14 protein-coding genes and 1 tRNA gene are annotated in these 19399 nt (G+C 68.9%); 7 read left to right on the plus strand and 8 right to left on the minus strand.

All coding sequences use genetic code 11. From position 1 onward, the window contains the following. Nucleotides 1-41 precede the first annotated feature (41 nt). The 5 genes from AB5I40_RS40275 to AB5I40_RS40295 are packed head-to-tail and all read left to right on the plus strand — an operon-like array spanning nucleotide 42 to nucleotide 5829. Nucleotides 42-1484 (plus strand): NDP-hexose 2,3-dehydratase family protein, encoded by a 1443-nt coding sequence (locus AB5I40_RS40275; protein WP_370935399.1) that lies wholly within the window; start codon nucleotides 42-44, stop codon nucleotides 1482-1484. Then, nucleotides 1481-2467: a Gfo/Idh/MocA family protein gene (locus AB5I40_RS40280; RefSeq protein WP_370935401.1), complete on the plus strand. Its 987-nt coding sequence runs from the start codon at nucleotides 1481-1483 to the stop codon at nucleotides 2465-2467. Before AB5I40_RS40275 ends, AB5I40_RS40280 begins: the two co-directional genes overlap by 4 nt. Before the next feature lie 58 nt (nucleotides 2468-2525). Then, on the plus strand, nucleotides 2526-3827 hold the full coding sequence (rfbH, locus tag AB5I40_RS40285; RefSeq protein WP_370935403.1) for a lipopolysaccharide biosynthesis protein RfbH: 1302 nt from the start codon (nucleotides 2526-2528) through the stop codon (nucleotides 3825-3827). Continuing rightward, entirely contained in the window at nucleotides 3824-5059 is a 1236-nt protein-coding gene (locus AB5I40_RS40290) for an FAD-dependent monooxygenase (RefSeq protein ID WP_370935404.1), read from the plus strand. Before rfbH ends, AB5I40_RS40290 begins: the two co-directional genes overlap by 4 nt. Then, the gene (locus tag AB5I40_RS40295) at nucleotides 5059-5829 is read left to right on the plus strand and encodes a cyclase family protein (RefSeq protein WP_370935405.1); all 771 of its coding nucleotides are present in this window, start codon (nucleotides 5059-5061) and stop codon (nucleotides 5827-5829) included. The genes AB5I40_RS40290 and AB5I40_RS40295 overlap by 1 nt, the downstream gene beginning before the upstream one ends. Nucleotides 5830-6088: 259 nt before the next feature. Here AB5I40_RS40295 and AB5I40_RS40300 read toward each other — a convergent pair whose 3' ends face one another. Then, nucleotides 6089-7288 carry a nucleotide disphospho-sugar-binding domain-containing protein gene (locus AB5I40_RS40300; protein WP_370935407.1) on the minus strand — a complete coding sequence of 400 codons (1200 nt, stop codon included), beginning with the start codon at nucleotides 7286-7288 and terminating at the stop codon, nucleotides 6089-6091. A gap of 28 nt (nucleotides 7289-7316) precedes the next feature. Next, complete coding sequence (locus AB5I40_RS40305; protein WP_370935409.1) at nucleotides 7317-8390, minus strand: nucleotide disphospho-sugar-binding domain-containing protein; 1074 nt, start codon at nucleotides 8388-8390, stop codon at nucleotides 7317-7319. Nucleotides 8391-8528: 138 nt separating this feature from the next. Between AB5I40_RS40305 and AB5I40_RS40310 the strand changes: the two genes are divergently transcribed. Then, nucleotides 8529-9542 (plus strand): methyltransferase, encoded by a 1014-nt coding sequence (locus AB5I40_RS40310; RefSeq protein WP_370935411.1) that lies wholly within the window; start codon nucleotides 8529-8531, stop codon nucleotides 9540-9542. Between the two features lie 45 nt (nucleotides 9543-9587). On the opposite strand, the gene AB5I40_RS40315 is transcribed toward AB5I40_RS40310, so the two are convergent. Continuing rightward, on the minus strand, nucleotides 9588-11474 hold the full coding sequence (locus tag AB5I40_RS40315) for an ATP-dependent helicase (RefSeq protein WP_370935412.1): 1887 nt from the start codon (nucleotides 11472-11474) through the stop codon (nucleotides 9588-9590). 138 nt (nucleotides 11475-11612) lie between these two features. After that, a complete protein-coding gene (locus AB5I40_RS40320; protein ID WP_370935414.1) occupies nucleotides 11613-12854 on the minus strand; it encodes an MFS transporter in 1242 nt (413 codons plus the stop codon). A 64-nt stretch (nucleotides 12855-12918) separates the two neighbouring features. Between AB5I40_RS40320 and AB5I40_RS40325 the strand changes: the two genes are divergently transcribed. After that, complete coding sequence (locus AB5I40_RS40325) at nucleotides 12919-14112, plus strand: citrate/2-methylcitrate synthase (protein WP_370935416.1); 1194 nt, start codon at nucleotides 12919-12921, stop codon at nucleotides 14110-14112. A gap of 64 nt (nucleotides 14113-14176) precedes the next feature. Here AB5I40_RS40325 and AB5I40_RS40330 read toward each other — a convergent pair whose 3' ends face one another. The 4 genes from AB5I40_RS40330 to AB5I40_RS40345 all read right to left on the minus strand — a co-directional run bounded on the left by AB5I40_RS40330 (nucleotide 14177) and on the right by AB5I40_RS40345 (nucleotide 19332). Continuing rightward, entirely contained in the window at nucleotides 14177-14848 is a 672-nt protein-coding gene (locus AB5I40_RS40330; protein WP_370935417.1) for a DUF4291 domain-containing protein, read from the minus strand. Nucleotides 14849-16315: 1467 nt separating this feature from the next. Next, a tRNA-Arg gene (locus tag AB5I40_RS40335) sits at nucleotides 16316-16389 on the minus strand. A 1282-nt stretch (nucleotides 16390-17671) separates the two neighbouring features. Further along, a complete protein-coding gene (locus AB5I40_RS40340; RefSeq protein ID WP_370935418.1) occupies nucleotides 17672-18103 on the minus strand; it encodes a peptidase inhibitor family I36 protein in 432 nt (143 codons plus the stop codon). A 188-nt stretch (nucleotides 18104-18291) separates the two neighbouring features. Further along, entirely contained in the window at nucleotides 18292-19332 is a 1041-nt protein-coding gene (locus AB5I40_RS40345) for a LacI family DNA-binding transcriptional regulator (RefSeq protein WP_370935419.1), read from the minus strand. Nucleotides 19333-19399 lie beyond the last annotated feature (67 nt).

The following is a 19399-nucleotide window of genomic DNA, read 5'->3' on the forward strand; positions in this document are numbered from 1 at the left end:
GGTGCGGGCGCCCGCTGTTCCTCCGAGGGGAGAACCCTGCAATGACGATCCAGAACACCACGCCGCTGCTCACCCGGGAAACCCCGGACCTGTTGCGGCGGTTCACCGAATCGGCCACCACGTCCGATCGCCTGCTGCTGCCGACCGGCGAGTTCCGCGAGTGGTTCGCCGACCGTGCGCGGACGCACGAATACCAGGTCGAGCGCGTGCCGCTGGAGAAGATGCCGGGCTGGTCCGTGCGGCCGGACACCGGGAACCTCGTGCACGCCAGCGGCCGCTTCTATTCCATCGAAGGGCTGCGGGTCGACACCGACCACCGCGACGACGGCAGCTGGACCCAGCCGATCATCGTGCAGCCCGAGATCGGCATCCTCGGCATCCTCGTCAAGGAGTTCAACGGGGTGCTGCACTGCCTGATGCAGGCCAAAATGGAGCCGGGCAACGTCAACATGCTCCAGCTTTCGCCGACGGTGCAGGCGACCAAGAGCAACTACACCCGGGTGCACGAAGGATCGGCGATCCCGTACCTGGAGTACTTCACCGCGCCGCGCCGCGGCCGGGTGCTGGCCGACGCGCTGCAATCGGAGCAGGGCGCGTGGTTCCTGCGCAAGCGCAACCGCAATATCGTCGTGGAGACCGACGAAGACGTGCCGCTGCACGACGACTTCTGCTGGCTGACGCTCAATCAGCTGCGCGAGCTGCTGCTCGTCGACAACCTCGTGAACATGGATTCCCGCACCGTGCTCGCCGGCATCCGCTTCGCCGCGCCCATGGACCGGCCGTCGGCGGTGCGGGAGGATTCGTTCCGCGGCGCGCTGATCCGTTCGCTCGCGGAGGTCGACGGCTCCTTGCACAGCACGGCCGAATTGCTCAGCTGGTTCACCGAGCTGAAGGCGCGCCACGAGCTGAGACAGGCCCGCACGCCGCTCGCGCAGGCACCCGGCTGGAGCGAGCGCGACGGCGTGATCTCGCACGCGAGCGGCAAGTTCTTCGAGGTGATGGGGGTCGACGTGCAAGCGACCAGCCGGGAGGTCGCACACTGGGCCCAGCCGTTGTTCGCGCCGCGGGAGAAGGGCGTGCTGGCATTCCTCACCCGGCGAATCGACGGCGTGCTGCACATGCTGGTGCAGGCGCGCACCGAGGCGGGCACGTTCGACGTGGTCGAAATGGCGCCGACGGTGCACTGCACCCCGAACAACTACACCGGCCTCAACGAACACCACCGGCCGCCGTACCTCGACTACGTGCTGAACGTGGACCCGTCGCGAATCCGGTGCGACGTGGTGCATTCCGAGGAAGGCGGACGGCTCTACCAAGCCGAGAACCGCTACCTCATCGTCGAGGTGGAGGACGACTTCCCGCTCGAGACCCCCGACGACTACGTGTGGATGACCGCACGCCAGGTCAACGATCTCGTTCAATACGGCAATCACTTCAACGTCGAAGTCCGCAGTCTGCTCACCTGCTTGCAGGTGCTGTGGTGAGCACCGTGCGGCTCGGGGTGCTCGGCTGTGCCGACGTCGCCGTCCGCCGGGTGCTGCCCGCACTCGCGCGGACGGACGCGGCCGGGCTGACCGCCGTCGCCAGCCGGGACGCGGAGCGGGCCGCCGAGATCGCGGGCCGTTTCGGCGGGGAACCCGTGACCGGGTACGGAGAATTGCTCGCCCGGCCCGATGTGGACGCGGTGTACGTGCCGCTGCCGACCGGCCTGCACGCGGAGTGGGTGCGTGCCGCGCTGGAGCAGGGCAAGCACGTGCTCGCCGAGAAGCCCTTGACCACTACGGAAACCCAGACGCGCGAGCTGTTCGAGCTTGCCGAAAGCCGCGGGCTCGTGCTGCGGGAAAATTACATGTTCCCCTGGCACAGCCAGCACGATGCCGTGCGCAAGCAGGTAGCCGACGGCGCGATCGGGCAGTTGCGCTCGATCCGGGCGACCTTCACTGTGCCGCGCCGGCGCGACGACGACATCCGCCACGACGCGGCACTCGGCGGCGGATCGCTGCTGGACAACGGCGGCTACCCGGTGCGGGTGGCGCGGATGTTCCTCGGCGACGACCTGACTGTCGCCGGCGCCTCGTTGTACCGCCCCGCCGGTGCGGAGGTCGACCACGGCGGATCAGCTGTGCTGCGCCGCGCGGACGGAGCGACCGCGGTGCTGACTTTCGGCATGGATCACGCCTACGAAGCAAGCTACACACTGCACGGCTCGACGGGAGTCCTGACGCTCGAGCGGGCGTACGCCCCGCCCGAGGACCATCGCCCGGTGCTGCGCGTTCGGCGGCAGCAGCACAGCGAGGACCACACCTTGCCCGCCGACGACCAGTTCGCCGCTTCGGTGCGCGAGTTCGCACGGGCCGTCGACAGCGCGCGGCGGGCCGGGCGTGACGAGGCCGCCGCCGCGGCCGCGGCGGGGGCGATCGCGCAGGCTCGTCTGATCGACGGGATCCGGCGGTGTTCCCGGCAGTGAGCGAAGCGGTGAGCAATGCGGCCTGTCCGCCCGGAACCGGTGTCCCGAGAGGAAGACCATGGACCAGCTGAAGGATGACATTCTCGACCAGGTGCGCAAGCTCCACGCCGAGCGCCTGCCCCGCGAGTTCCGGCCCGGGATCACGCCGATCCCGAGTTCGGGCGCGGTGTTCAGCGAGGACGACCGCGTGGCGCTGGTCGAGGCCGCACTCGAGATGCGCGTCGCCGCGGGGGTGAGCTCGCGGCGGTTCGAGCGCGAGTTCGCCCGCCTGTTCGGATTGCGCAAAGCACACATGACCAACTCCGGTTCGTCGGCCAACCTGCTCGCTCTCTCGGCGCTGACGTCGGAGCAGCTCGAAGACCGCCGGCTGCGCCCCGGCGACGAGGTGATCACCGTCGCCGCCGGGTTCCCGACCACGGTGAACCCGATCGTGCAGAACGGCCTGATCCCGGTGTTCGTCGACGTCGAACTCGGCACTTACAACACCACGCCGGAGCGGATCGCCGCGGCGATCGGGCCGCGCACGAAGGCGATCATGATCGCGCACGCCCTCGGGAATCCGTACCAGGCGGCGGAAATCGCGCAACTGGCCGACGAGCACGACCTCTTTTTCGTCGAGGACAACTGCGACGCCGTCGGCTCGACCTACCACGGCCAGCTCACCGGCACGTTCGGCGACATGGCCACCACGAGCTTCTACCCGGCCCACCACATCACGACCGGAGAGGGCGGCTGCGTCGTCACGGCGAACCTCGTGCTGGCGCGGATCGTGGAGCAGTTGCGCGACTGGGGCCGCGACTGCTGGTGCGAACCCGGCGAGGACAACACCTGCTTCAAGCGGTTCGACTACCAGCTCGGGACGTTGCCCGCGGGCTACGACCACAAGTACATCTTCTCCCACATCGGCTACAACCTGAAGTCGACCGACTTGCAGGCCGCGCTCGGCGTCTCGCAGCTCGCCCGCGTGCACGAGTTCGGCGCGGCGCGGCGGCACAATTGGACGCGCCTGCGCGACGGCCTCGAAGGCGTGCCCGGTCTGTTGCTGCCGAGTCCCACCCCCGGCTCCGACCCGAGCTGGTTCGGTTTCGTGCTCACCGTGCAGCCGGACGCGCCGTTCACCCGGCGCGACCTGGTGGCGTTCTTGGAGGACCGCCGGATCGGCACCCGCCGTTTCTTCGGCGGGAATCTGACGCGCCACCCGGCCTACCTCGGCACTGAGCACCGGGTGGTCGGCGACCTGGCCAATTCCGACGTGATCACCGAGAACACGTTCTGGATCGGCGTGTACCCGGGCATCACCGAGGAGATGACCGCGTACATGATCTCGTCGATCCGGGAGTTCGCCGGAGTGCCCTCGTGAGCACCAGCGCCGAAGCCGAGGCGACGCGCACTCGCACGCAGGTGTGCGTCGCCGGAGGCGGCCCGGCCGGCTTCGCGCTGGCGCTCGCGTTGCTGCGAGAGGGCGTCGCGGTCACCGTGGTGGAGCGCGCGACGATGAAGGAACGCAAGTTCCGCGGCGAGATCCTGCAACCCGGCGGGCAGGCCGTGCTGGCCGGGCTCGGAGTGCTGGAGGACGCGAAGGCGCTCGGACACTGCGCGACACCGCGGTTCACCGTCGTCGACCGCGGTCGCACGATCCTCGACATCGACTACCGGCGGCTGCCGCCGCCGCACGACCATCTGCTGAGCCTGCCACAGCTGCACATGTTGAAAACGCTGTACGAGCGGTGTTCGGCGCTGCCCGGTTTCACTTACCTCGAGGGCTACCGCGTGTCCGAGCTGTCGGGCACGACGGTCACCGTTCGCGGGCGCGCCGGGAACCACGTGGTCGAGGCCGATTGCGTCGTCGGCGCCGACGGGCGTTATTCCAAGGTGCGCAAGCTCGTGGGCATTCCCGACGGGCGGGAGGACGTGTTCGACCAGGACGTCCTGTGGTGCAAGCTGCACGCGCCCGGCCGCCCCGTCGGCACGGTCAGCGTGCACCAGGCGGCGCGGCGGCCGGTGCTGATCTACGACGCGCATCCGGACACGGTGCAGATCGGCTGGATGCTGCCCCACGGCGGATACGCCGACGTGCTTGAAGCGGGCGTGGACCGCGTGATCGATCAGCTCGCGGACGGATTGCCGCAGTATGCCGACCTCATCCGCGAGCAGGTCCGCGGCCCTCGCGATTTCACCCTGCTCGACGTGTTCGCGGGCTGCGCGCCGCGGTGGTGCGCCGACGGCGTCGTCCTGATCGGCGATGCGGCGCACACCCACAGCCCGCTTGGCGCGCAGGGCATCAATCTGGCGTTGCAGGACGCGCTCGCGCTCGCTCCGGTGCTGGTCGAAGCGGTGCGGACGAACGACTTTTCGGCTGCGGCGCTGTCCGAGTACGAACGCGTCCGGCGGCCAGCGGTCGCGTCGATCATGCGGTTTCAGAAGCGGCAGAGCCGCGGCATGCTTTCGCGCGGTCGCGTGGCGACGGCGATGCGTCCGGCGATCGCCGGGTTGATTTCGCATACGCCGCTGGCCGCGAAACTCACGCGGCTGGTCGCGTACGGGAAGGTCGCGCCGCCCTCCGGCGCGCCGGCTGGGAAAGGCGGAAGCTGATGGCCCTGATCGATCTTTCGTCGCCGATCGACGCGGCTGGGTGGGAGCCGGATCCGGTGAGCCACGACGTGCTCTCCCCGGCCGCCGCCGCGCAGCACATGGCCGACGAAATGCGCGCGCACTTCGGGATCGAGTTCGATCCGGCAGTACTGCCCGGCGGGGAACTGTTGTCGCTGGACACCTTGTCGCTCACCACGCACACCGGCACGCACGTGGACGCACCGTCGCACTACGGTTCGGCGGCGGTGTCCGCCGCTCGGCCGCGGCACATCGACGAGCTGCCGCTCAGCTGGTTCCACGGGGCAGCGCTCACCCTCGACCTCACCGGTGAAGCAACGGGCGCGGTCGGCGCCGCCGCGCTGGAGAAGCGGTTCGCCGCGCTCGGCCGGGGGCCGCGGCCCGGCGAACTCGTGCTGCTGCACACCGGAGCCGACGCCCGCGCCGGAACGCCCGCGTATTTCACGGAGTTCACCGGGCTGGACCATTCGGCGGTGACCTTGTTGCTGGACCACGGGGTTCGCGTGATCGGCACCGACGCGTTCAGCCTCGACGCGCCGTTCACCTGGATGATCGAGCAATTCAGAAGCACCGGCGACCGAGGCGTGCTGTGGCCGGCGCACTTCGCCGGCCGCACCCGCGAATACTGCCAGATCGAACGGCTGGCGAACCTCGGTGCGTTGCCCGCGCAGGGATTCACGGTGAGCTGCTTTCCGGTGAAGGTCAAGGGAGCGGGCGCGGGCTGGGCTCGTGCAGTGGCCTTTGTGGACTGATCCGCCGCGCGAAAACGGTCCCCTGGACACGTTGTCCGGGGGACCGTTTTCGTCTGGCGAGGAAATGCCGGGCTTGGCGGCCCGGCTTCGTTCACCGCTTGGCCGGTTCTTCCAGTATCGGCGTGATCGTCGTCGGGCTGGGCTCGCGCAGTGGCCTTTGTGGACTGACCCGCCACGCGAAAACGGTCCCCCGGACACCATGTCCGGGGGACCGTTTTCGTCTGGCGAGGAAATGCCGGGCCCGGCGGCCCGGCTTCGCTCACCGCTTGGCCAGCTCTTCCAGCACCGGCACGATCGTCGCCGGGCCGGGCTGGGCGGCCATCTCTTCCTTCAGCGCGCGGGCCGCCTCGGCGAAGGCGGAGTTGTGCAGGAGTTCGCCGACGCGGTCGCCCGCGGCGCCGTCGGTGAGGTCGTCCTGGCGGACTTGGAGTCCGGCGCCCGCCGCGGCCACGCGCATGGCGTTGAACTCGCCCTCCGGGATCTTCGTCACGGCCAGCTGCGGGATCCCCGCCTCGGCGGCGGTGAGCATGACGCCGGTCCCTCCCGTGTGGACAATCGCGGAGCAGTGCGGGAGAAGAAGGTTGAGCGGGACCCAGTCCAGCGGGCGCACGTTGCCCGGCAGGGCGCCGAGGTGAGCGAGTTCGGTTTCGCTCATGCCGCCGGTCAGCAGCAGCACGTCGACATCGTGCTTCGCGACCTCGCGCACGATCCGGCCGAACAGTTCGAACACCGCCGGGCCGAGCTTCTTCTGCTGAGAGGTGCCCCAGGTGACGCACACGCGCGGCCGCTCCGCCCGGTCGAGCAGCCAGTTCGGGGCCGAACCCGGGCCGTTGTAGGAGATGTAGCGCATGGGATGGCGCGGTTCGATCGGCCGCTGGTCCGGCCAGCGCAGGCTCGGCGGGCAGGGGTCGATCCACGCGGTCGGGTCGACGCGCGGCGTGCGGTCCCATCGTTCGAACAGCCGCAGGAACCCCGGCCGCGGCTGATCGCCCACCCAGTCCTCGATTTCCAGCCGCAGCAAGCGGGCCAGTCCGTAGAGGTGGCTCACCGACGGGATGCCGAGCGCCTCCGCGGCGACCGGGCCGGCGAACGTCACGGGGTCGTGCACGAGCACGTCGGGCGACCAGTGCCTGCCGAAGTCGACCAGGTCGTCGACCATCGCTTCGCAGACGCTGTACTGCTTCTCGGCCAGCCGCTGCGTGACGCGCCGCCACGGGTCGTACTCCGACGTGTCGGATTCCTCGGCGTGCGGCCGGAAGTTGCCGCTCGCGAACCAGCGCTCGGCGTCGATGTCGGAGCCCACCGACAGCGACGGCAGCCCGGTGCCGTGTATCGCGTCCTGCAGCGCGGGGGTGCTGGCCATGCGAACCTCGTGGCCCGCCGCGAGGCAGGACCACGCCAGCGGCACCATCGGGTAGAGATGCGGCCGGGCCGCGAAGGTGGTGAACAGAAAACGCATCGCTTACTGTCCTGCTTTCTCGGTCGGGTCAGGCGGAAATGCCAGACGTGGTGTGCTGGAGGGCAAACGAGCCTTGTTCGATCCTCGCCACGATCTCGGCGGGCGCCGGCGCCGTCCGCACGGCCGCGGCAAGCGCTTCGGCGCCCTCGCGCAACGCGGCGTCGCCGAGCACCGAATCGATCGTCGCCGCGTCGGGGATCCTGGCCGAAAGCCTCCCCGCCCCAGCCGCCTCGACGCGCTCGGCCGCCGTCCACTGCTCCGGCCGCATCGGCACCACGATCTGAGGCACCCCGCTCGCCGCCGCGGCCAGCGTCGCCGGCCCCGAGCCCCGGTGCACGAGCACCTCGCACGCCGACAGCGCGAGACCGTCCGCGTGGGCGACTGCGACGTCGAGGTCGAGCTGGGCGAGCGGATCGTGGTGGCCGTCGGGCAGGACGGCGACGCGGGGAGCACGGCCGTACGGCTGCGGGGGCAGGCGAGGCACGGCGCGGATCGGGCGGAGGTCGGCAGCCGGGTCGCCCGGGGCGCGGAGGGCGGCCGGGCAGGGGTCGAACTCGGGCGGGGCGTGGTCGGGGACGGGAGCGTCGAATCGGGCGAACAAGTCGGCGTACGCGGGCAGCGGAGCGCCGTCGGCGTCGCGGTGCAGGCGGACGGGGGCGACGCGGCCCCAGGAGTGGGCGATGGCCGGAACTCCAAGCCGGGTGGCGGCGACCTCGCCCGCGAGGCTGGCCGCGTCATAGATGACCACGTCGGGTGCGAAGGGCGTGGCGTAGGCGAGCAGGTCCGGCAGCATCGCCGCGGCGATGCCGAGTTGCTTGCGGGCCAAGCCGGCGAGGAATGCGCGGCCGGTGTCGTCGAGGAGCGCGGGATCGCGCTGCCAGCCGCGGGGCCACGGGGCGGGCATTGAGCCGGACGGCGGTCCGCCGTTCGCCGGCTGGGCCCCGACGGCGACCGCGGACAGCCCCCACCCGCGGGCGCGCTCGGCGTCCTCCGGCGGGGCGGCGACCGCGATCTCGTGTCCTGCCGCGGAAAACGCCCAGGCCAAGGGCAGCATCGCGGGCAGGTGGGCGGTGGAGTTCCAGGTGACGAACAGTATTCGCATCAGCGCTCCGTCGGAATCGGCTGCCGTCACTCTCTCCGATGCCGGCCGTGGCTCGCTCGAGTCCAGTTCACCTCCAGCGCGGTCCGAGCGGCGCGGGCTTGGGTAGCCAGGAAGCCCACTTGACTGGAGGGATTGGACATGCCGGAATCAGACGGGGTCGCCGCGCCGCTGCGGTTGCACGCGCTCGCCTACAGTCTCGGCGTGACCGCCGCGCTGTCGGCGGTGGTCAGGCTGGGTGTCGCCGACGCGCTGAGCGATCAGCCGCGCCCGGTCGCCGAGCTGGCGGTCGACGCAGGCGCCGATGCCGGGGCGTTGCGCCAGCTGTTGCGGGCGCTCGCGGTCCGCGGAGTGTTCGCCGACGTCGGCGGCGACCGGTACGAGCACACGGAGCTTTCGCGACTGCTGCGCAGCGGCGAGACCGGCGGCAAACGGGACATGGTGCTGCTGGCGAGCGCGCCGTTCGCGTGGCGGACGTGGGCATCGCTCGACGAGGCGGTCCGCAGCGGAGAGTCGGTGTTCCCGAAACTGTACGGCAAAACGCTTTTCGAGTATCTGGCCGAGGACGACCCCGAGTCGGGCGCGGTGTTCGAACAGGCCATGGCCCGGTCCGGACGGCTGATCGCCGACTCCGTCACCGAAGCGCTCGATCTGTCCGGCGCCGCCCACGTCGCCGACGTCGGCGGCGGCCGCGGCCACCTGCTCAAGGCGTTGCTGGAGCACAACCCGTCGGTACGCGGCACGTTGTTCGACCTGCCGCAGGTCATCGCGAACGTAGATCCCGGGCTGCGGGACGACCCGCGCTGCGCCGTCGTGGCCGGCGACGCCACCGAAGCCGTACCCGTGCACGCCGACGTCTACCTTCTCAAGCACGTGATCCACATGTGGGACGACACCACCGCGGTGCGTGCGCTGCGTGCCGTCGCGGCGGCAGCGCCTTCCGGCGCGCGGATCGTCGTCGCGGAACAGCTCCTCGACGACGGCCCCGCACTCGAGGTGACCACCACGATGAGCCTGCTCATGCTGGTCACCCAGGGCGGCCGGGAACGCACCGGTGCCGAGCTGCGCGCGCTGCTCGCCGCGGCCGGCCTGCGGTTCGTGGGCATCACCCTGACGAAATCGCAGGTCCGGCTGGTAGAAGCGGTGGTCGCCTGAGCAGCGGCCGGGGCCTCGCGGACGGGGTCCCGGCTTTGCCGTGGATCACAGCTTGCTCAGCTTGTGGTCCGCCGCCACTGTCTTGACGCCGTAAGGGGTGCCGAAATCGGCCGTCACGGCTGTTGTAGTCGCCGCGGTCACCTTGCCCATGCCGAAAGCCGTGCTCACCACCCGGTCGCCGACCGAGTAAGGATTCCGCGCCGGCACGGGAGCCGCCGGGAACGAACGCCGGACCGGAACGATCTGGTCGAGGAATCGGGAAGGCTTCCGGGGATACCCCTTTTCGCTGACCATGGCGTGCGAAAGTTCCAGCCGCTCCCTGGCCCGGGTAACGGCGACGTAGAACAGGCGGCGTTCCTCGTCGACCTCCGCCGACGAAGTCGCGTAAGCGATGGGGAGGAAGCCTTCCGCGAGGCCAGGAAGCAGGACGGCGTCCCATTCCAGTCCCTTCGCCTTGTGCATGGTGGCCAGGGTGACTCCGCCGCCGCCGCGGGGCGCGTGCTCCGCGGCCGCCCGTCGTTCCAGCTCGCGAAGGAGGATGCCGACGGTTTCCCGTGCGTCGTCGGGTGTCCGTTCGACAAGCCGCAGCAGCGCTCCCAGCGATTCCCATCGATCGCGCGCGGCGCCCTGCCCAGTCGGTGGAACGTCCGGGTCGAAGCCGGCCTTCTTGAGGACCTCCCGCAGCCCGGCCAAGCCAGGCGACCGTTCGTCGAGATCGGCCAGCGCTGTCATCGCCTGGCGGATCTCCTGCCGTTCGAAGAACTTCTCGTCGTCGAAAACCTCGGTGGCGACCCCCTCGTCCTGCAGGGCGGTTCGGTAGAACAAGACCTGGGACCTCGTCCGAACCAAGACGGCGATCTCGGATGCCGCCGTGCCCTCGGCGACGAGTTCGCTGGCCCGTCCCGCCACTGCCGCGGCTTCGGTCGCTTCGGTGTCGTAGGTCCGGAGAACCGGTTCGGGACCGTCGGGTCGTTGACCCTTGAGCACCACGCCCGCCGACGCTTGCCCCATGAGCCGGTTGGCGTAGCCCACGATCTGAGGCGTCGACCGGTAGTCCCGGTCGAGCGAAATGCTGACCGCGCCGGGAAAACGATCGGCGAACCCGACGAGCAAGGAGGGGTCGGTCCCTTTGAACGAGAAGATGGTCTGGTTGGGATCGCCCACGACGGTCACATCGCGGCCCGAGCCCAGCCAAGCCGCCAGCAGGCGCTCCTGCGCGGGGTCGGTGTCCTGGTACTCGTCCACTACGAAGCACCGGTACCGGTCTCGGAACTGCGCTGCCGCCGCACGGTCGTTTTCGAGAAGAAGCGCGCACTGCTCGATAGTGTCACCGAAGTCCAGCACAGCCTGGGACCGCTTCGCCTGCTCGTACCGTTTGTAGCCGGCCGCCAGCACCGCGGCGGGCAGGTTTCGCTTCCGTCCGCTCGCATTCGCCACTTGCGCGTACTGGTCCGGCGTGAGCCGGCTCCGCCGCGCCCAGTCGACTTCCTCCTTGAGGTCCCGAACATCCGTGGTCGCGACCGACCGCACCTCGGCTTCCAGCGCCTTGCGGAGAAAGGATCCCTGACCGCCCGGGACGTCGTGAATCATCCGCAGCTCGTCTCCGGGAAGGCCGGTCTTCGCCCAGAAATGTTTCAGCTGGCCCATCGCCGCGCTGTGGAACGTCCGGGCCTGCACGGACACTCCCAACGCCCGGATGCGATCCCGCAGCTCGCCCGCGGCCTGGTTGGAATGGGTCACCGCGAGGATCTCGGTGGCCTTGACCTGATTTGTCAGGGCCAGATAAGCAATCCTGCGAGTGATGGTCCGGGTCTTGCCGGTCCCGGCCCCGGCAAGAATGCGCACCGGACCCGACGGTGCCAGCACAGCCGCACGCTGTTCGGGATCCAGCCCGTCGAGCACCTGCTCCCGCCGCCGAACATCGTCAGCCATCTGAACCCTCCCCGGTTTGGCGCGTTGTTCGAATCAAGACCCTACGACGTGGCTGCTCGGTCGGGGAGCACGCCCGCTGCCGTCGCCTTCTTATCGGGACAGCAGCCGAGAACGGCGGGCTTGGAAACCGTCCGGTGATCACGGCTGCGCATCGCCCGCCGTGTTCACCGCGAGGCTTTCGCTGGTGGGAACAAGGGCGATCGTGGCAGTGGTGAGAGCAGCTGCCACACCGAGCAGGAGTTGACTGCTGACGGTGTCGCGGAATGCGGTGGCCGCCAGGCTCCCGAGCGGCGTGGCTCCGTAGGTCAAGGCTCGAAAGACACCCAAGACTTGGGCTCGCTGGCCCGGTTTGGTGGCGCGTTGACGCAGATTCATCGCCTGGACGGCCCACATCGCCCCGAACGCGCTTCCCGCGACCATGACGGGCGCGATGAGCCAGGGAGAGCGCAGCAATGGGCTGAGAAACAGCAAAGCCCAGCCGACCCGGGTGAGCCGCATGGTGCGGACCTCGCCGAAGAACCGTTCGGCCCGGCCCGTGAGGTAGGCCCCGACTCCCGCCCCGGCGCCGACGAGACCGGTAAGCACTCCGTAAGTCGCCGGGGTGAGGCCAAGACCGGTGTCGGAGTTGGCGTAAACGGCGAAGACAGTCAGATAGATGCCGTTGGCGATGCTGGTTACGCAACTGATGGCGATAGCTGCTTTGAGAATCCGGTTCCGGCCCACGATCCGCAGGCCGCTCCGGAAGTCGACCTTGCCCTGGCCGCCACGCCGGTGCGGCCACGGCTGCCGTACCGCGGCAATGCACAACGTCGATATCCCGCAAAGCACACCGGAGAGCAGCGACGGTGCCGATGGCCAGAGCGCGTAGGCCAGCCCCGCGATCGGCGGTCCGAGGAACTGGTAGAAGACCCGAGTCGACACCGAGAGCGCCCCGTTCGCGTCCGAGAGCCGGTCGCGGTCGACGACTTCGGGGACGAGTGCTTCCGCCGCACCGTCGACGAAAGTCTGAAGCACCCCCGAAATAAAGACTGCTGCGACGAGAATAACGGCTGAAATGTGCCCCGTGGTGCTGATTATGCCGATGGCGAGCATTATTCCCGCACGCACGAGGTTGGCGATCTGGATGACGCGGTGCCCGTCCATGCGATCCACGACGATTCCCGCAGGAATCGCCGCGACAAGCCACGGAATTGTCGCCAGGGTGAGCAGAAGTCCTACGAGGGCAGGATTTTCCAAGGTGTGGATGGCGAGGAGCGTCGCGCCGATGAGGAAAATGCCGTTGCCGGTGTCGGAGAGCGCGGTGGAGCACCATAAGCCAAGAAAACGTGGCCCGAGTCCGCCCTTTCGCGCCTGTCGCGCGCCCCTGTTCGTTTTGGCCATGTACTGACTCTGGCCAGCGGGAATCAACGTTGTCAACGTTGATTGAGTTCACTATGGTCCTGGCATGGACGGCGAATGGATGACCGCTGCCGAGGCCGCGAATCGGCTGGGCGTCACCATGCGCACCCTGTACGCCTACGCGAGCCGAGGCGTCCTGACTTCGCGCCCCGTGCGCGGCGGTGGCGGCCGTCGATCCCAATACGAACGCGCACAGGTCGAGGCGCTCGCCGCCCGGACGGCGAAACGAGAACGAGCCGGTCAGGTCGAGATCCGCGTCGAGACCGCCGTCACCGACCTCAGCCCGGCCGGCGCGCTGGCGTTTCGCGGTTACCCGATCGAGGACCTGCTGGACCAGAGTTTCGAGAACGTCGCGGAGCTGCTCTGGACCGCGAATTTACCGCCTGGCCCGGTTTTCTGGCCGAGCGCGAACAGCCGGGAGATCACCCGCGTGCTCGCCGCGCTTCCCGAAACCGCAGGCGTACTCGACCGGATGAGCACGGTAGTATCGGTCCTGGGCATGCTGGATCCGGCACGCCCCGACCGAGGACCGGACGCTGCCGCCGACGTCGGCAGGCGACTCATCCCGGCCCTGGCCGCGGCGATCTCGGCGCACCCAGACCCGCCCCCGGCGTCCAGTTCGGTCGCGGCCACCATCACCTCTGAGCTCGACCGCGATAACCCCCGTCCTTCGGTGCCGGTCGACCTTGCCCTGTGCCTGCTCGCCGATCACGAACTAGCGGCATCGACCTTCGCGTCCCGGATCGCAGCCACCAACGGCGCGGATCCCTACGCCGTCGTGGACATCGGCATCCAGACCATGCGAGCCATCGATCACGGCGGAACCGCCCGCGATGTCCACCGAATGCTGCGACGGGCAGCAGAGGAAGGACTGTCCACTGTGGAATCTGACGCGCGGAACTGTAGTCCGCTGCCAGGTTTCGGACACCCGGTGTACACCGACTTCGACCCCCGTGCCCCGCATCTGCTGGCCGCTCTCCAGCTCGCCCACGAGGAGAGCGACCGCCTGGACCTCGTACGGACGTTACTGAAATCGGCATCCCGGCACGGCTTGCCCAAACCCAACATCGACTTCGCGCTCGGTGCGATGACTTGGCTTCACCGCTGGCCCGAGGAAACATCGACGGGTTTGGTGGTCGTGGCAAGGACAGCAGGCTGGCTCGCCCACGCGGCAGAAGCCTACGAACGACCGTCGCGAATGCGCCCCCGCGCGGTCTATGTCGGATCGCGGCGCCGTTGAGATTGGTAGTGATTATCGAAGTAGTCGTGCTGACGCCTTCGTCCGACGTGGCGGCCCGCCCGATTCATGACAACTCGCTGGACTGAGGCTCGCTCGCCCCGATGAGACCGAGAATGGGCGCGGGCACGGGATAGATTCGTTCGACCGGCAGTTCTTCCTGGGCGGCATCGAGACGGCCGGAGCTGACGCAGCGGTGCACACGCGCGGCGAGTGGAGTGATGTCCGTGATCCTGGTGATCCACTGGTCGAGATACCGGTCGACAGCCTCGCCGGAGAGCCCGATCTGGATAGCGCGCCGGTCGAGCGGAGCGAGGGTCGCCGACCGGTCAGGATCCCACTGGATGCGGACCGGGCTGGCGTCCTTGCGCTCAGCCCATTGCCGCTGGCTGGCGTAGGTGCCGGGTTCGTAGCTGCTGAGGGCGGCGTGGGCGAGCGCCCATTCGAAGCCGTCCCTGGTGATCTGGATTTCCAGGATGCGTTCCTGGCCGGACTTGGTCGCCCACCCGGATCGGTACATCATCCACAGGAACGAGGGCTTGATCCAGGTCATCCGCTCGCGCTTGAACGGCGGCGCGAACGTCTGGGATTCGACTGCCACGTCGGCTATTTCCCGCGAGTACGCCTGGTAAACCGTGATGGTCTCGTCGGTGAAGCTCGCCCGTACATCACGGCGCGGCACGCTTGGCCCATGGGTCCGCGGGTTGCGAAGCTGGTTGGGATTGAACTGATCAGACACGTGGTTTCCTTCGTGGTCGTAACGTGAGGTGCATTGTGCCTCGCCTGCAACGGCTGTGTCGCTTGAAAATTGGTTCTGGCGCGCCGTTCGACCCGCTCAGGCGTGTTGTCCTGCAGGGAAGTTCGACTACGTGTCGATCCAGACGACCGTTGCCGGTAACGGATTCTCCGAAGCGACGACCTGTTGTTGTCGGAAGAGGAGTTTCGATGACGGTTGTGGTGGCTGACGAGGTCGCGGCGAATGACGCGGCGGCGCTGCAAGTTCCCGGAACCGCGGTAATCGCCGTGGGCAGGGGCGACAACGGCGTGGAGTCGGAAGGTGCTCGAATATCTTGCGTCCTCGGAGCCGCGAAGCGAAGCAGGCGGGAGGCTCTGGCTCGGACGAAGGCAATAGGTGGCTGAGGTCGGTGCCGCTTGCGCGCAGCTTGCCGGATCCAGGACGTCAGCGTCCTTCTTCTGCGGACGCTGGCGGCAGACCTCTGCAACCCTCTCGCAGGCACCGGATGCGACCGCGCTGAAGCTGTGATGACTGCCTGGCCGCTTCAGTGCGGCTTCATCAAGGGCTGCGTTTGCCTCGTCGATGTTGGCTTCGGTTCGGAGTCTTCATGGCAGGGCAGCCGTGTCGCTAGTGCGGCGACGTTCGTCGGTGTCTATTGCGCCGCTGTCCGAGCGTTTCGACGAGGAGTTCGGTCGGTGAAGATGTATGCCGGAGATCTCGAGTCGAGCTTGACCCGGGTGCCATTGCCTTGGCTGCGCGCCCCCGGTCCACCGGAGTGGGTTCGGGTACGCGGCAGACAGAGTCGACGTGAGACCTGTCTATGTCCTGGACTGGCATCGCATGCTCGCCAGGCAGGTGTCTCGCCGAGGTGCCTGGGGTTAAGCCTCGCCGGGGCTCGAGGTGGATGGTTCTGTTTGGGCGGCGGTCAGGCGGCTTCGTCCGGCGCGGCGGCCTCTGTGGACGGTCGGTGCGGCGGTGTTGTCGCAGGGTGGGCGAGGTCAATACCGAGCGCGAGTTGCCCCGCTGGTGGACGACTTCGTCGGCGTGTTGGAGGCTGGTGCGTTGATGCTGCTTCGACAGCGGCTGGGGTCGCGACTGGTCGCGCTGTGCTTGCTGTGGGTGAGTGCGGGTGCCGGGCGAGGTGGTGGAGTTTGCGGAGGTGTCGTTGGACGAGTCCGGCGCGGCGGGCTTCCTCGAAGAGAGCTCGGGCGGCTCTGTTTCGCGACCGGCGGCTGGGGTCGGGCATGGGGAGTTCCTGGCGTGGACGAGCTGGTTGAGGGCAAGATCACGAATGCGTTTCGGCCTGGTTGAGACGTCGTGATGGCGGGTAGTGACGCCGTGCCACGGGACTGCCGGAGGAGGCGACGCGGGCTTGCGGTGAGAGGCCCGGCGGTACTGAGGGTCGCGGGCGGTTCGACCACCCGGGTGTGAGCCGTGCCTGGTCAGGGGTTCCCCTGACCAGGCTGTTTGTGCCCCCGGCAGGACTCGAACCTGCGACCTAGAGATTAGAAGGCTCTTGCTCTATCCAGCTGAGCTACGAGGGCCCGGGTGGCCGACAGCTGCTGACCTCCAGCATGGGCAGCTTAGTCATCGCCAATCTCTCGATCGTTCGACACCGTCGAATCGTTTCAGCCTCGGTTCGTCGGATTTGCGGGCCTCCGGGGGCGGAATGCCACAGCGCGCGACGGTTCCGGTACGCACTGCTCGGGAGAACAGCCCTGGACGGCTGATGGGTGGCGGTTTGTGCAGCTTGGGCACCTGGATCTCCTGGCTGGGGCGGCAGGCGGGGCGGACGTGCGGGCTTCGTGGCTGGTGGAGACTGTGGCGATCTTGTGATGTAGGACGTCTGGCTGGGCAGCGACGGTTAGGCGGTTCGGCGGTTGCGGTCGGGCGGCGAGGTGTCGGGGCGGACCGCGTGTGGTTCGGCGGGCGGCTTTGCGCGTGGCGTCATCGGGTCAGTGGCAGGTCCCCGGGTCTCACGAGAGGTCGCCGCGAAAGGGCGGGTCGGCCGCCGCAGCGTTGCCCGGCGACCGCCGGTGCGTGCCGGGCTGATCCACCGGAGTCTGGCGCGAGGGCACTAGTGCGTGGTGGTGGACCGGGCGGACCGCCTTCCGAATCTGGTGGCGGGCGGGCATCCGCCTGAACTGCGGCGGATCACGACGGGGGCCAAGGCCTCTCACGGCGGAACCCACGCCAACCATGACGGCAGCCAGGCCTGCCGCGACGGAATTGAGGTCTGCCGCGGAACCCAGGCCTGCCGCGACGCAAGCCTGACCTGCCGTGGCGGAACCCAGGCCTGCCGCGACGCAAGCCTGACCTGCCGTGGCGGAACCCAGGCCTGCCGCGACGCAAGCCTGACCTGCCGTGGCGGAACCCAGGCCTGCCGCGACGCAAGCCTGACCTGCCGTGGCGGAACCCAGGCCTGCCGCGACGCAAGCCTGACCTGCCGTGGCGGAACCCGGGGCCGCTGCGAACGAAGTCAAGCCAGCCCTGGCGGAAGCTTGACCTGCCGCGACGGGACGCAGCCCCGCAACAACGGAAGTCAAGGCCCCTCGCGATGGAACCCAGATCCTTCCGACGACGGAACCCAAAGCCTCCTGCGAAGGACCCCAAGGCCTCTGCGACGGCACCCAGGCCTCGCCTCCCGCTCCCAGGTCGGGGCCGGGAGCGGGAGGGCGAGGGGTCAGGGGCCCGTGGGCGCGGGTGTTCCGGGCTGCGCGCCCACGGGCCGGGGGCCGCTCGGGGGTGCGGCCCCCGGGCCGGCGAACTTCGGCTGCGAGTCGACTCGGCCTGGAGCTCGCCTTGTTCGCCTGGCCCGGTCTCGGGTTATTCCCACACTTTCAGGGCACGCACCGCGAACGGGGACTGCGGAACGTACGTGCCACCGCCCGGATAGGTGATGAAATCGCCCTCGGTGGAACAGTCCGCTCCTTGGTAGATCGTGACGTCGCGGGTCATCCGGTTGACGAAGGAATGTCCTTGGAATCCCTCGGGCAGGGGAATGCAATCACCCGGATTTGCCGTGCGCAGGTCATAATTCTGTGCCCCGCCGGAATAGGTTTCGCTGTCCCACAGGCAGAACTCTCCCGCGTTGCAGGCGGGTGCCGGGGGAGTGGCGGGCGTGGCTTGAGCCAGGCCCGAACCAGTCAGGAGACCGGCGGTGACCAGCAGCAATACGCCGGGCAGGCGGGACGGGGCGGCGGCGGGCCAGGTGCGGCGGCCGGGGAACGGCAGGGACGGCAGCAGACGGCGGAACATCGTGGGAACTCCCCCTCAATCGAAAGCGGTGCCGGGCGAAGAGGCCGGCGGTATCCCGGGAAACCGGGCATGTCTCCACCTTGGCCGGTTCCGTGCGGTTTGTCTGCCCGCATTCCTACGTCTGTGGACAAGTAGTTTCCCTTCACCCAGAAGAGACCTAGTTGTCCACAGATCGCCGAACGGTCTTGCTAAATCGCCGCGGTGCTTTCGCGGACGGCCAGCGACACCGGGAGTTCGACCGGCGGCGGGATCGGCTCCCCCGCCAGCAGGTCCATCACCAGTTCGCCGGCGACGCGGCCCTTGCCTGCCAGGTCTTGGCGGACGGTCGTGAGAGGTGGTTCAGACCATGCGGCTTGCGGGGTGTCGTCGAAGCCGACGATCGACACATCGGCGGGCACCCGCAGGCCCAGCCGGTGGGCGGCGGCGATCGCGGCGAAGGCCAGCTGGTCGGACATGCACAACAGCGCAGTCGGGCGCACAGCGGCAGTGAGCAGGTCGGTGGCGGCGGCGCGGGCAGTGGAGGCGGACAGCCACGGGGCTTCGGTGATGGAGATGTCGGTGATTCCGGCGGCGGCCAGTGTGTCCAGGTAGCCGGCGAGGCGTTCCCGGGTGCCGTGGAAAGGGCTGGTGACCGCGGAAAGCCGTGGTGCGGCCAGGATTCCGAACCGCCGGTGTCCTAGCTCCACTAAATGGCGCGCGGCCAACGATGCGCCGCCGCGGTCGTCGCAGCCGACTCGGGCCGTGTCCGGTAGCGGCGGCTGGTCGATGACGACCAGCGGCAAACCCCGTGCCCGCACGGCTTCCAGCGCCGGAGTGCCGTCGGCGAGCGAGTAAGCCACGGCGATATCCGCTTGTGCGGCCAGGACTCGCGACGCTGGCGGGCCCTCCTCGGCTTCGCGGCCGGGCAGCAGCAACAGGGCATTGCCGGTCGGTTCTACGGTTTTCGCAAGCGCGTCCAGGGTGATCGACAGCGCGGGATCGGAGAAGGCGGCCGACAGCGACGAATCGAGCAGGAAAGCGATCGCGCCGGTGCGGCTCGTGGCGAGGCTGCGGGCGGTCGGGTTCGGGCCGGGGTAACCGAGTTCACCCGCTACGCGCAGAATCTGTTCCCGCAACTGCGTCGACAGCTGGTCAGGCCGGTTGTAGGCGTTGGACACAGTGGCGCGCGACACCCCGACCGCCTCCGCGACGTCGTCCAGCGTCGGGCGGCGGCGACGGCTGCTGGTCATCGGCGGAGCATAGAGGAAAGCCTTGCCACGCACCGGGTTCCGCCCGGCAACCCGGCTCGACCAGGGC

Origin of the sequence: Amycolatopsis sp. cg13 (genome assembly GCF_041346965.1) — a bacterium.
In the GTDB taxonomy this organism is placed as follows: Bacteria; Actinomycetota; Actinomycetes; order Mycobacteriales; family Pseudonocardiaceae; genus Amycolatopsis.